The following is a 12405-nucleotide window of genomic DNA, read 5'->3' as shown; positions in this document are numbered from 1 at the left end:
CAAAAGCCGCACGCTCGCCAGCGTTGGGCGTATGCCCACTATTCCTCCCCTGCAAGGAGAGGTGGCATCGCGTCAGCGATGATGGAGGGGTGTGGCGCTCTCGATGGCGGAATACCCCTCCACCAGCTTCGCGGGTCCCCCTCCCCTTGTAGGGAAGGAAGAAGGTCAGCCCTTGGGCAGGCACACGCGGGTTTCGTCGGCCATGTCGCTGCTCTGGCGGTAGAGTTCGGTGAAGGCGGAATAGGCCGCGTCGCGGGGCCCCTGGGATTTGGTCGTGCCATAGCGGGTGACCGTCACCGCTTCGGCATCGGTGACGGTGGGGCCGCTGGGGCCCTTGGTCAACACGCGGACCAGGGTGGTGCGGGTCGGGTCGTTGTGACTGGTGTACCACGCGTTATGCGCGGCCACCGCCTTGGCGAAGGTCGCCCACTGGCCGGGTTTGATCTTGTTGTGGCGGATGGTGGCGGGCTGGGTGCCCATGGGGCAGGGATTGGCCATCTGCGCGCTCGCGGCGGTGGCGGTCATCAGGCTGGCGGCTACGAGAATCGTCTTGAGCATGGCTTCCCCCCAAATGGTCAGCGGATGCTACCGCGCCGACCCCGATGAGGCGATGGCCTATTTCAGGACATGACGATCCGCCGCCGGGCCTCCGCCGCGATCGCCTTGCGGTCGGGGAAGTCGGCAGGATCGAAAGGCTCCAGATAATGGAGCGTGACGGTGAACCGTCCCCGCCGCCGCAACACCCGTTTGACATGGGCATCGCCCGGATCGGTGCCGAGCCAGGCCAGATCGGCCGCCGCCGCGCCATAGTCGACCCGCACCGGCTGCACCCGGATGCCGGGCAGCGGCGGGACCAGCGCCGCGAAGAGCGCAGGCTTGAAAGGCAGGATCGACAGGTCGTCACCGGTTGTCCCCTCGGGAAACACCGCCAGCGGCTGCCCCTTGGTCAGGGCGGCGCGGATCGTCGCGACCTGATCGCCGACGCCCAGCCGGTCGCCGCGCTCGACGAAGAGTGTGCGGTTGAGGCTGGCCAGCCATCCGATCAGCGGCTGGCTGGCAACCTCCGCCTTGGCCACAAAACGCGTACCCGACGTGCCCGCCAGCAGCAGAATATCCATCCAGCTCAGATGATTGGCGGCAATCATGGCATCGCGGCGCAGCGGCGTGCCGACCACGCGGATGTCCGCGCCCAGGATGATCGCCACCCGGCGCAGGAATCGCCGCGGCCAGGGCGAAAAGCGACCCAGTGCCCGCCACGTCCCATGCAGCGCCAGTGCGACCAGCAGCGCGGCCACGATACACAAAAGGCGACCCGCTGCACGCAGGCCGCCCTTGCTGTCGGCATCGGTCGAAGTGGCGACCGCCATCATCCCTTGCGGTCGAGGCTGACGCCGTAGAGTTCCATGCGGTGGTCGACCAGACGGAAGCCCAGCTTCTCGGCAATCGCCTTTTGCAGCTGTTCCAGCTCCGGGTCGACGAACTCGATCACACGGCCGGTCTCGACATCGATCAGATGGTCGTGATGCGCTTCGGGCGAAGGCTCGTAGCGGGCGCGGCCGTCGCCGAAATCATGGCGGTCCAGAATGCCCGCTTCCTCGAACAGGCGGACGGTGCGGTACACGGTCGCGATCGAAATGCCGGGATCGATCTTGGCGGCGCGCTCATAGACCTTTTCGACGTCCGGGTGGTCCTCCGCCTCCGACAGGACACGGGCGATCACGCGGCGCTGTTCGGTGATGCGCAGACCTTTTTGGGCGCACAGCGCTTCGAGATCGATTTTGCGGGCCATGGTAACGTTTCAACTCCTCGGGCAAACCCCTCTCTACCCTTAAAGCCTAATTGCGAAAAGGGGATAGCGACTCGCAATAACCCGGAAACTGTGATCGGGTCAGCCGATGGACCGACGATAGGTGTGCGCGTCGTGATGCCGCCCGTCGGCACCCTTATAGTAATTGCGCCGCTCGCCGCACTTGGCAAAGCCATGGGCGGCATAGAACTGCACGGCGGGGTTGTTCGACCGCACCTCCAGATGGAGCGTCGTCACGCCGTGATCGGCGCAGTCGGCGACGACCGCCTCGACCAACCGACTGCCGATCCGCGCGCGGCGATGCTCCGGCGTGACGCCGAGCAGCAGCAACTCCGCTTCGTCCAGCACCGAACGGGTCAGCGCAAAGCCCGCCGGGTCTTCACCCGCCTCGGCGATCAACAGCTTGATACCGGGCAGCGCCATCACGCCGAGCAGCTGCGACCGGTTCCAGGCCTCGCCCCATTGCGGGTCAAAGGCGGCGGCCATGACCTGTTCGACCACACCGGCGTCGCGCGCGTCACCGGGGCGAAGCGAGATGCCGATGCTGGCCATCAGGCGGCCCCGAGACCGACGGCGTCCGGGGGCGTGATGCCGCCGGGCAACTTGGCGTCGGGCGCGCGGCCATAGACGGGGCGCGGGGGTAGGGCGGTAAGGTCGCCGGGCAGCCGCCAAGCCTCCGACGCATCGGGCAGCGCCTCGACCACCGGCAGATCGGGCGACAAAGCGGTCAGCCAGCGCACGCCATTGCCGATCGCGACCCGCCCCTCCAGCGCGGCGAGCGCGGCGTCGGGTTTCATCGAAGCAAAGGGAGAGAGGGCGGTCAGGTCGCGGGCAAAGGACTGCACGAAGACCTCGCCATGCCCACCCTCCAGCACGACGGTCAGCGCCTCGTCGTCGCGCGCGGCGAACCCGGCGGCGGCGACCAGCGCCAGCGAATTGTAACCCGAGGCGGTCACGCCCCAGCCCAGCGCCAGCCCGCGCGCCGCTGCTATGCCGACGCGGATGCCGGTGAAGCTGCCCGGCCCGCAATCGACCAGAATGCGCTCCGCCCGGCCGCCATCGGGCAAGGCCGCGATCATCGGCACCAGCCGTTCGGCATGGCCGCGCCCGACCACGTCATGGCCATGCGCCACCACCCGGTCGCCGTCGAGAAGGGCGACCGAGCAGGCGGCGGTGGCGGTGTCGATGACCAGCGTGCGCAAAGTTGGCTCAGGCGATTCGGTTGGCTTGCTCGAACGCCAGCCGGGGGTTGCGCGGGTGCAGCTTGGAGGTGTCGCCATAACCCAGCGTCGCGATGAAGTTCGACCGCACGCCCGGCTGATCGGCAAAGAACGCCTTGTCCACCGCGCCCTGGTCGAAGCCCGACATCGCCCCGGTATCGAGCCCCAGCGCACGCGCGGCGAGGATCAGATAGGCGCCCTGAAGCGAGCTGTTGCGGAAGGCCGAGGCCTCGCGCAGTTCGGTATTGCCGTCGAACCAGCTCTTGGCGTCCACATGCGGGAACAGCTGCGGCAGGGTTTCGTGGAAGTTCACGTCCATGCCGATGATGACGGCGGCGGGCGCGTTGCGGATCTTGTCGGCATTGCTGTCCGAGGCGCAGGACGCGAGCTTTTCCTTCGCCTCCGCGCTCAGGCACCAGACCAGGCGCGCCGGGCTCTGGTTGGTCGAGGTCGGCGGCATCTTCATCAGATCCCAGATCGCCCGGATCTCGTCCTCGCCGACGGCCTTGTCGAGATAATGGTTGAAGGTGCGGCCCTCGCGGAACAGCCGGTCCAGGCTGGCGTCGTCGATCGGGTTCATCAGACGGCCCTCACTTCGGTGACTTCGGGAACATAGTGGCGCAGCAACTGCTCGATGCCGTTCTTCAGTGTCGCGGTGGACGAGGGGCATCCCGCGCAGGCGCCCTGCATCTTGAGGTACACCTTGCCCTTGTCAAAGCCGCGATAGACGATATCGCCGCCGTCATTGGCGACGGCGGGGCGAACGCGCGTGTCGATCAGCTCGCGGATCTGGGCGACGATGTCGGCATCCTCGGGATCGTCGGTGAAGCTCTCTTCGGAGGGCACCGAGAAATCGGCCGCACCCTGCTTGAAGAGCGGCATCTGCGCCGAGAAATGGTCGAGCAGGATGCCGAGCACATCGGGCTTCACGTCCGACCATTCGGCCCCCGGTGCGATCGTCGCCGACACGAAGTCGCGGCCGAAGAACACGCCGGTCACGTCGCCCAGGTTAAAGATCGCCTCGGCCAGCGGGCTGGCGGCGGCTTCCTCGGGCGAGGCGAAGTCGCGGGTCCCGCTGTCCATGACCTTGCGGCCGGGCAGGAATTTCAGCGTCGCCGGATTGGGCGTCGGTTCGGTCTCGATCAGCATGGCCCCCATGTGGCGCGGGTCGCGACGGGGATCAAGCAGGGTCCGGGAAAGGATGCGTTTCCGGTGCGCAATCGTCGGTATGGTGCGACCATGATGCGACGCGCCTGCCACTCCTTGGCTTGCAGGGGCCGTCATGAAGACTGCGCCGCTCGAATGTCGATGGGCTTTAGGCCGCCTCGCCCAGCAACCGCACCACGCCGCCCGCGACCGACCGGCCCGGCTGGCGCAGCGGCCGCGCGAACCGCAGGCGCAGGATGATGCGGGTCGTCTCCGCCTCGTTCCACAATTGATGCGAATAGCTGTCGTCGAAGACCAGCGTCTCGCCCTCCGCCCAGCGGACGATCCGGTCGCGAACCCGCATCCGGGCATCGCCATCGCGCGGCACCACCAGCCCGAGGTGACAGGTGAGCAGCGCCTTGGTGGGCCCCCGCCGCGCGGCGACATGCGTGCCCGGCGCGAGCAGCCCGATGGCCGCATCATGCAGGCCGGGCACGCCGTCCAGCGCCGCCGACAGGCCGGGATACTGGCGCAGCGCCGCGGTGCCGGGGTGGAGCGGCACGATCCCGCAGGAACGCACCGCGCCGGTCAGGGCCAGGGCATCCTCGCGGATCGCGCGCCACTGACGCCGCAGCCCGGCCGTCCAGTCGAACTGACGGACGTCGAGGACCGGCTCGTTCGAGACCAGAGACGAGGCGGCGATCACCCCGTCGAACAGGCGGCAGACACGGGCCAGGGCGGGATGGACCTGGGCGAGTGGCTGAGGTGCCACGGTCGGAGAGGGCACGGGGGGGACCGCCCGCAGGGTCCGTTCGGCCTCGCCCGATTGGGGCCATATTGTGGCGGTGCCCTGATGCGGGGCGTGCGCCTTCATCGTCTTGCTCATCACGTTTCCGAACATCCCCGGCCTGCCCCTGAGCGCACCGGGCTTCGACGGCCCGTATGACGTTGGTGCAGCCCTGTTCTTCTAGGCGTCCACTGGGTCGAAATGATGGCGGCATAGGTGCTTTGCCGAGTCGCATTGGGGCGATTTAGGGGCGGCTGGCGATCCGCGTTCCGCCGGGGTAAGAGGGGGCATGGCGTTTCCGTCCCGCGCGATGCGCAGTCTTGCTCTGTCGGCCCTTCTCGGGCTGGCGATTCCCGTTATCGGTCAGGTCCCCCAGGCCCAGCCGAGCCAGCCCAGGCCGACCGACAATCGATCGGTGCCCCAGGGGTTGCCGGTGCCCGTCGCCGTCGTCGGGGAGGCCGCCGATCCGCTCGCCCCGCTGCCGCCGATCCCCGGCGTCGATCAGTCGCCCTGGCTCTACAAGGGCTCCGACCTGCCGCAGGACAAGATGTGGAAGTTCGGGCGGCTCGCCAACGGCCTGCGCTTTGCCGTGCGCCGCAACGGCGTGCCGCCGGGGCAGGTGGCGGTGCGGGTGCGAATCGACGCGGGCTCGCTGAACGAGCAGGATTCGGAGCGCGGCTTTGCCCATCTGATCGAGCATCTGTCCTTCCGCGGATCGCAGCATGTGCCGGACGGCGAGGCCAAGCGCATCTGGCAGCGGCTGGGCGCGACCTTCGGCTCGGACTCTAACGCCTCGACCACGCCGACCCAGACCGTCTATCAGCTCGACCTGCCCGGCGCGACCGAGGCGGGGCTGGACGAGAGCCTGAAGATCCTGGCGGGCATGATGGCCGCGCCGTCGATCACCGCCCAGTCGCTGGGGGCGGAGCGCCCCGTGGTGCTGGCCGAACGGCGCGAGCAGCCGGGGCCGCAGGTCCGCTATTCGGACAAGCTGCGCGAAACCTTCTTTGCCGGACAGCCGCTCGCCGAGCGTTCGCCGATCGGCCAGCTCGCCACGCTGGAGGCCGCGACGCCGGAGACGGTGCGCGCCTTCCACGACCGCTGGTATCGCCCGGAGCGCGCGGTCGTGATCATCTCCGGCGACATGGACCCGGCGCTGCTGGCCAAGCTTGTTACCAAGAATTTCGGGTCTTGGCAGGGTGTCGGCCCCAATCCGCCGGACCCCGATTTCGGTACGCCCAAGGCCGATGCGCCCGTTGCGGGTGCGCTGGTCGAGCCGTCGATGCCGCCGGTCGTCGCCATGGCCGTGCTGCGTCCGTGGAAGTATCAGGACGACACCGCGATCTTCAACCAGAGGCGGATGGTCGACATGGTTGCCGCCCGCCTCATCAGTCGTCGCCTGGAGAACCGGGCGCGGGCAGGGGGCAGCTTCCTCCAGGCCAGCGTCGCGCTCGACGATGTGTCGCGCTCGGCCAATCTGACGACGGTCAACGTCGTGCCGATCGGCGACAATTGGGAAGCCGCGCTGAAGGACGTGCGCGCCGTCGTCGCCGATGCGATGGCGACCCCGCCCAGCCAGGCCGAGATCGACCGTGAGCTGGCCGATTACGACGCCATCCTGCGCAATCAGGTGGACACCGCACGGGTCGAGGCGGGGTCGAAGCAGGCCGACGACATGGTCGGCGCGCTCGATATCCGCGAGACGGTGACCGCGCCCGAAACCAGCTATCAGATCTTCAAGCAGGCGGTGGCGGCGAAGATGTTCACGCCCGACACGGTGCTGGCGTCGACCCGCAAGATCTTCCAGGGCACGGCGACCCGCGGGCTGGTCAACACCCGCACGGCGCAAGCAGATGCGGTGGCCAAGCTGACCGCCGCCTTGAAGGCCGATGTCCGCCCGCTCGCGGAGCAGCGCCGTCGCCAGGGCAAGATCAGCTTCGCGCAACTGCCGAGGCTGGGCGCACCCGGCAAGGTCGTCTCGCGTGAGAAAATCGCCGAGCTGGGGCTGGAAAAGGTCACCTTTGCGAATGGCGTCCGCCTTCTCCTGCTTGCCAATGATGGCGAGACGGGCCGCGTCTATCTGCGCGTCCGGTTCGGGCGCGGTTACGACGCGCTGCCCGCGACGAAGGAAAGCCCGGCCTGGGCCGCCGATGTGGCGCTGGTCGCGGGCGGGATCGGCAAGTTCGACCAGGGCGATCTCGACCGGCTGACCGCCGGGCGGACGATGGGCATGGACTTCGACATCGATGACGATGCCTTTGCCTTCAACGCGCTGTCGTCGCCCGGCGATTATGCCGACAACCTCAAGCTGATCGCGGCGAAGCTGATCGCGCCGCGCTGGGACCCGGCACCTGTCGCCCGCGCCAAGGCGGCGATGCTGGCGGGCTATGACGGGTTCGACGCCTCGCCCGACGGGGTGCTGGGCCATGACCTGGAGCGGATGCTGCGCGACGGCGATCCGCGCTGGGGCACGCCGCCGCGCGAAGCGGTAGCGGCGACCACGCCCGAATCCTTCAAGGCGCTCTGGGCTCCGCTGCTCGCCTCGGGCCCGATCGAGGTCTCGGTGTTCGGCGACGTGAAGGCCGATGACGCGATCAAGGCGGTGGCCGAGAGCCTGGGCGCGATCCCGGCGCGACCCGCGACGGTCGGTCCGGTGCCGCCTATCCGCTTCCCCGCGCATGTCGCGGAGCCGGTGGTACGCACGCACACCGGCCCGGCCGACCAGGCGGCGGCGGTGATCGCCTGGCCGACCGGCGGCGGTTCGGCCGACGATCGCATCCGCAACCGGCTGGACGTGCTGGCGCAGGTCTTTGCCGACCGGCTGTTCGATCGGCTGCGCTCGCAGGCGGGGGCCAGCTACAGCCCGCAGGTCGCCAGCCAGTGGCCGATCGGCCTGCCCAGCGGGGGGCGGATGATCGCGATCGGCATGGTCGCGCCCGACAAGGTCGACTTCTTCCTGGCAACCGCGCGCTCGATCGCCGCTGACCTGGCCTCCAAGCCGATCGATGCCGACGAACTGCAACGGATCAAGCGGCCTATGGCACAGCGGCTGGCGCGCATGGCGTCGGGCAACATGTTCTGGATGCAGCGGCTGGGCGGCGCGGCGTATGACCCGCAGCGGATCGAGGCGACCAGGCGGCTGGCGCAGGACTTCGTGTCGATCGGCCCGGCGGACCTCCAGGCGGTCGCGGCGAAATATCTGCGGCCCGATACCGACTGGACGCTGAAGGTGGTGCCGAAGCAAAAGTAATTCCTCCCCTGCAAGGGGATGTGGCAGCCCGAACGGCTGACGGAGGGGGGGCACCATCAGCGGAGACACCCCTCCACCAGCTTCGCGGGTCACCCTCCCCTTGCAGGGGAGGAACAAGCAATTGGCCCGCACGTTTTACCCGCCAACCACCTTTGTGCGCCGCAATATCCGCGCCACCCTTTCGCTTTGCTTGGCTTTCGGCTATGGCGCGCGGCGACATACCCTCCGAACAAGAGAAATTTGCATGAGCCTCCGCAACGTGGCGATCATCGCGCACGTCGACCATGGCAAGACGACCCTGGTTGATCAGCTGTTCCGCCAGTCGGGCACCTTCCGCGACAACCAGCGCGTCGAAGAGCGCGCGATGGACTCCAACGACCTGGAAAAGGAGCGCGGGATCACCATTCTCGCCAAGCCGACCTCGGTCGACTGGACTCCCCCGGGCAGCGACGAGTCGATCCGCATCAACATCGTCGACACCCCCGGCCACGCCGACTTCGGCGGCGAGGTGGAGCGCATCCTGTCGATGGTCGACGGCGTCGTCCTGCTGGTCGATTCGTCGGAAGGCGCGATGCCGCAGACGAAGTTCGTGACCGGCAAGGCACTGGCGCTGGGCCTGAAGCCCATCGTCGTCGTCAACAAGGTCGACCGCGCCGACGCGCGTATCCAGGAAGTGCTGGACGAAGTGTTCGACCTGTTCGTCTCGCTCGACGCGAATGACGAGCAGCTGGACTTCCCCGTCCTCTACGCCTCGGGTCGCAACGGCTATGCCTCGACCGACATGGACGCGCGCGAAGGCACGCTGATCCCGATGTTCGAGACGATCGTGAACCACGTCCCGGCGCCGAAGGTCGAGGTCGAGGACGTGCCCTTCACCTTCCTGGTGACGCTGCTCGACCGCGACAACTTCCTGGGTCGTATCCTGACCGGCCGCGTCAACTCGGGCACGGTCAAGCTGAACCAGGCGATCCACGCGCTCGACGCCGATGGCAACATCGTCGAGACCGGCCGTGCGTCGAAGATCATGTCGTTCCGTGGCCTGGACCGCGTGCCGGTCGACGAAGCCAAGGCGGGCGACATCATCTCGCTGGCGGGTCTGGCCGTCGCCACCGTGGCGAACACCATCGCCGATACCAGCGTCAGCGTGCCGCTGAAGGCGCAGCCGATCGATCCGCCGACGCTGTCGATGCGCTTTGCCGTCAACGACTCGCCGATGGCGGGCCGTGAGGGCTCGAAGGTCACCAGCCGCATGATCCGCGACCGCCTGATGCGTGAAGCGGAATCGAACGTCGCGGTGAAGGTCACCGAGAGCGACGACCGCGACAGCTTCGAGGTTGCCGGCCGCGGCGAACTCCAGCTGGGCGTTCTGATCGAGACGATGCGCCGCGAGGGCTTCGAGCTGGGCATCAGCCGCCCGCGCGTGCTGTTCGGCGAGGACGAGGACGGCAAGAAGACCGAGCCGTACGAAACCGTTATCATCGACGTGGACGAGGAATATTCGGGCACGGTCGTCGAGAAGATGAACCTGCGCAAGGCCGAGATGACCGACATGCGTCCCTCGGGCGGCGGCAAGACCCGCATCACCTTCTCGGCGCCCTCGCGCGGCATGATCGGTTACCACGGCGAGTTCCTGTCGGACACGCGCGGCACTGGCATCATGAACCGCCTGTTCGAGAAGTATGGTCCCCACAAGGGCAAGATCGAAGGCCGCAAGAACGGCGTTCTGATCTCGAACGGCGCGGGCGAAGCGCAGGGCTATGCGCTGGGTCCGCTCGAAGAGCGCGGCATCCTGTTCGTCGGTCACGGCGAGGCGCTCTATGAGGGCATGATCATCGGCGAGAACGCCAAGACGGATGACCTCGAGGTCAACCCGATGAAGGCGAAGCAGCTGACCAACTTCCGCGCGTCGGGCGGCAAGGATGACGCCATCCGCCTGACCCCGCCGAAGAAGATGACGCTGGAGCAGGCGATTGCCTATATCGACGACGACGAGATGGTCGAAGTGACCCCGAAGTCGATCCGTCTGCGCAAGCGCTACCTCGACCCGAACGAGCGCAAGCGCGCCGCGCGGTCGAAGGCGGCGTAAGCCGAACAGGCTAATGGGAACAGGGGCCGGGCGGAAACGTCCGGCCTTTTTCTATGGGGTTAGGAAAGCGCTGCTCCCATTCCCACCCTCTTGCCTCACCTCGCCGTCAGGCCTTCGGCCTGCCACCGCCCCTTGCAGGGGAGAAATAGGAAGAATGTCGATCCGGTCCAGGTTGGGTGAGGCAATGAAGGCCGAGGAGCGGGCGGCATGAGCCGAGCATTCCCGAACGACCTTCAATGCTCCCCGAACAACTCCCGCTGCGCCTTGTCGAGCTCCTCGGCATAACGCCGCCGGACATAGGGTTCGGACAACAGCCCCAGCACCGCGCGATGGGTATCGATCACCGCCAATTCGTCGGCATCGGCGGTATCCAGCGCGCTCATCACCGCCTTGATATCCGCATCGGGCAACAGGGCATGGTTGCGGTGGATGGCGAGCGTACCGATCGCGGCCGCCGGATCGAGCCCGTCGGCATAGGCGCGCGCGGTCTGGACGATTCCGGCATAATGATCCTGCTCGTCGATCAGGACGACCCGGCTGGTCGAGCCAAGCGGGAAGGTGCGGCGGAATTCGGCGATGCTCATCGCGGCGGGCGTGGCGCGCTCGACCCGGCGCATCATGCGCCCGGCGGTCAAGGTGCGTATCCAGCCGACGTCGCGCGCGCTCTTGATCGTCTCGCCGCGCAGGTGAAGCCGCCAGGTCGAGAAGGAATAGCCGAACGTCTCGCGCACGATCGTCGTCGTGACCAGCGAGGCCGCGATCGCCGCGCCCGCCAGTGAGAAGTCGTGTGTGGCCTCCAGCACCAGCATCGCCATCGTCATCGGCCCACCGACGACCGCGACCGCAAAGGCGGCCATGCCGACCAACGCGGCATTCTGCGGATCGATGATCGCCGTGCCCGCGCCCCAGGCGATCAGATCGGCATAGATATGCCCCAACAGACTGCCCAGAAACAGCGAGGCAAAGAACAGTCCGCCGCGAAAGCCGAACCCCAGCGAGACGACCGACGCAGCGCTCTTCATGACGAAGATCGCGGCCAGGAAGCTGAGCGGCAAGCCATATTCCAGGTCGAGATGCAGTGCGCCGTGCCCCGCGGACAGGACCTGCGGCGTCAGTATCGCGAGCGGGATCAGCAGGAACCCGCCCAGCACCGGCCGCCATGACGGTTGGACTGGCAGGCGGCGGGTCAGCGTCTCCATCTCGGCGACCGCGCGCATCAGGACGATGCCGAGCAGCGCGGCGATGGCGCCCAGCCCGGCATAGAGCAGATAATGATGGCTCAGCACCGGCTCGCCCGCGACGGCGTTGACGATATAGGGCTGCGCGCCGAGCATCTGCGCTACCAATACCCCGGTCAGCGACGCCGCTGCGACGGGGGCGATGGCGGCGGGGGTATAGGCGCCGATCACGATCTCGAAGGCGTAGAAGGCCCCGGCCAGCGGCGCGCCGAACGCCCCCGCAATGGCCGCGCCGGTGCCCGCACCGACCAGCACGCGAAGGTCGCCGCGTCGCAGCTTCAGCCAGCCGCCCGCGATCGACGCCAACCCTGCGCCGAGCTGGGCATAGGCGGCCTCCAGCCCCACCGACGCGCCGAAACCGTTGGAAATGATCGTCTGGCCGGAAATCACCAGGCTGTCGGACCAGGACAGTCGACCGCCATGCAAGGCATTGGCCTCCACCGCATCGACCAGCCGCCGCTGGCGTGCGCGCGTCGCCCGCGAGAACAGGGCCAGCATCAGGCCACCAAAGGGCAGGGCGAGGAGGGCGATCGGCGCGATGGCCGCGGTGGCGCTCAACCGCTGGTCCGCTTCCAGCGCGAACAGCCAGTGTTGCAGCGTGCGGGCGACCGCGCCCTGCGCCACGCTGAGCAGTCCGGCCCCCGCGCCGATGGCGATGGCCAGCAGAACCAGGCTCGCTTCGCTGGCGCGAACCTTGCGCCGAACCCAGGCGGGGGCGAGTCGAAGGACGGACATGGGGCCAGGCTATGTCGGGATTCGAGGCGTGCGGCCAGTGGCGCGGCCGCTAACGCGCAAAGTACGTCTTAGCTATTCCTCCCCTGCAAGGGGAGGGGACCATGCATAGCATGGTGGAGGGGTATCACCCTATCGA

11 protein-coding genes are annotated in these 12405 nt (G+C 67.8%); 2 read left to right on the top strand and 9 right to left on the bottom strand.

Going from position 1 to position 12405, the window contains the following annotated elements:
* Positions 1 to 165: 165 nt before the first annotated feature.
* The 8 genes from SSA01S_RS10875 to SSA01S_RS10840 all read right to left on the bottom strand — a co-directional run bounded on the left by SSA01S_RS10875 (position 166) and on the right by SSA01S_RS10840 (position 5059).
* A complete protein-coding gene (locus tag SSA01S_RS10875; protein ID WP_061780376.1) occupies positions 166 to 558 on the bottom strand; it encodes a hypothetical protein in 393 nt (130 codons plus the stop codon).
* Between the two features lie 62 nt (positions 559 to 620).
* On the bottom strand, positions 621 to 1370 hold the full coding sequence (locus SSA01S_RS10870) for a lysophospholipid acyltransferase family protein (protein ID WP_061780375.1): 750 nt from the start codon (positions 1368 to 1370) through the stop codon (positions 621 to 623).
* Positions 1367 to 1789: a Fur family transcriptional regulator gene (locus SSA01S_RS10865; RefSeq protein ID WP_007406973.1), complete on the bottom strand. Its 423-nt coding sequence runs from the start codon at positions 1787 to 1789 to the stop codon at positions 1367 to 1369. Before SSA01S_RS10865 ends, SSA01S_RS10870 begins: the two co-directional genes overlap by 4 nt.
* Before the next feature lie 99 nt (positions 1790 to 1888).
* On the bottom strand, positions 1889 to 2359 hold the full coding sequence (locus tag SSA01S_RS10860; RefSeq protein WP_061780374.1) for a GNAT family N-acetyltransferase: 471 nt from the start codon (positions 2357 to 2359) through the stop codon (positions 1889 to 1891).
* Positions 2359 to 3009, bottom strand: a complete 651-nt coding sequence (gene tsaB / locus SSA01S_RS10855; RefSeq protein ID WP_061780373.1) for a tRNA (adenosine(37)-N6)-threonylcarbamoyltransferase complex dimerization subunit type 1 TsaB — start codon at positions 3007 to 3009, stop codon at positions 2359 to 2361. Before tsaB ends, SSA01S_RS10860 begins: the two co-directional genes overlap by 1 nt.
* 7 nt (positions 3010 to 3016) lie before the next feature.
* Positions 3017 to 3607, bottom strand: a complete 591-nt coding sequence (locus SSA01S_RS10850) for a malonic semialdehyde reductase (protein ID WP_061780372.1) — start codon at positions 3605 to 3607, stop codon at positions 3017 to 3019.
* On the bottom strand, positions 3607 to 4176 hold the full coding sequence (locus SSA01S_RS10845; protein WP_061780371.1) for a NifU family protein: 570 nt from the start codon (positions 4174 to 4176) through the stop codon (positions 3607 to 3609). The genes SSA01S_RS10850 and SSA01S_RS10845 overlap by 1 nt, the downstream gene beginning before the upstream one ends.
* Before the next feature lie 166 nt (positions 4177 to 4342).
* Entirely contained in the window at positions 4343 to 5059 is a 717-nt protein-coding gene (locus tag SSA01S_RS10840) for an aspartyl/asparaginyl beta-hydroxylase domain-containing protein (protein WP_061780370.1), read from the bottom strand.
* Positions 5060 to 5249: 190 nt separating this feature from the next.
* Here SSA01S_RS10840 and SSA01S_RS10835 point away from each other — a divergent pair, with 190 nt between their 5' ends.
* Positions 5250 to 8210: a M16 family metallopeptidase gene (locus SSA01S_RS10835; protein ID WP_061780369.1), complete on the top strand. Its 2961-nt coding sequence runs from the start codon at positions 5250 to 5252 to the stop codon at positions 8208 to 8210.
* A gap of 244 nt (positions 8211 to 8454) precedes the next feature.
* On the top strand, positions 8455 to 10296 hold the full coding sequence (gene typA / locus SSA01S_RS10830; protein WP_058733973.1) for a translational GTPase TypA: 1842 nt from the start codon (positions 8455 to 8457) through the stop codon (positions 10294 to 10296).
* A 233-nt stretch (positions 10297 to 10529) separates the two neighbouring features.
* On the opposite strand, the gene SSA01S_RS10825 is transcribed toward typA, so the two are convergent.
* The gene (locus SSA01S_RS10825) at positions 10530 to 12269 is read right to left on the bottom strand and encodes a chloride channel protein (protein WP_061780368.1); all 1740 of its coding nucleotides are present in this window, start codon (positions 12267 to 12269) and stop codon (positions 10530 to 10532) included.
* Between the last annotated feature and the right edge of the window lie 136 nt (positions 12270 to 12405).

Source organism: Sphingomonas sanguinis NBRC 13937 (genome assembly GCF_001591005.1).
Taxonomy (GTDB): Bacteria; Pseudomonadota; Alphaproteobacteria; order Sphingomonadales; family Sphingomonadaceae; genus Sphingomonas; species Sphingomonas sanguinis.
The sequence above is the reverse complement of the archived record's forward strand: the minus strand, read 5'-3'. Positions and strand labels throughout refer to the sequence as shown.

Bases quoted from the DNA above. Each gene is read 5' to 3' on its own strand.
- SSA01S_RS10840 (WP_061780370.1), bottom strand. From the start codon at position 5,059: ATGAGCAAGACGATGAAGGCGCACGCCCCGCATCAGGGCACCGCCACA.
- SSA01S_RS10825 (WP_061780368.1), bottom strand. From the start codon at position 12,269: ATGTCCGTCCTTCGACTCGCCCCCGCCTGGGTTCGGCGCAAGGTTCGC.
- SSA01S_RS10850 (WP_061780372.1), bottom strand. From the start codon at position 3,607: ATGAACCCGATCGACGACGCCAGCCTGGACCGGCTGTTCCGCGAGGGC.
- SSA01S_RS10875 (WP_061780376.1), bottom strand. From the start codon at position 558: ATGCTCAAGACGATTCTCGTAGCCGCCAGCCTGATGACCGCCACCGCC.
- SSA01S_RS10860 (WP_061780374.1), bottom strand. From the start codon at position 2,359: ATGGCCAGCATCGGCATCTCGCTTCGCCCCGGTGACGCGCGCGACGCC.
- SSA01S_RS10845 (WP_061780371.1), bottom strand. From the start codon at position 4,176: ATGCTGATCGAGACCGAACCGACGCCCAATCCGGCGACGCTGAAATTC.
- SSA01S_RS10835 (WP_061780369.1), top strand. From the start codon at position 5,250: ATGGCGTTTCCGTCCCGCGCGATGCGCAGTCTTGCTCTGTCGGCCCTT.
- SSA01S_RS10870 (WP_061780375.1), bottom strand. From the start codon at position 1,370: ATGATGGCGGTCGCCACTTCGACCGATGCCGACAGCAAGGGCGGCCTG.
- SSA01S_RS10865 (WP_007406973.1), bottom strand. From the start codon at position 1,789: ATGGCCCGCAAAATCGATCTCGAAGCGCTGTGCGCCCAAAAAGGTCTG.
- typA (WP_058733973.1), top strand. From the start codon at position 8,455: ATGAGCCTCCGCAACGTGGCGATCATCGCGCACGTCGACCATGGCAAG.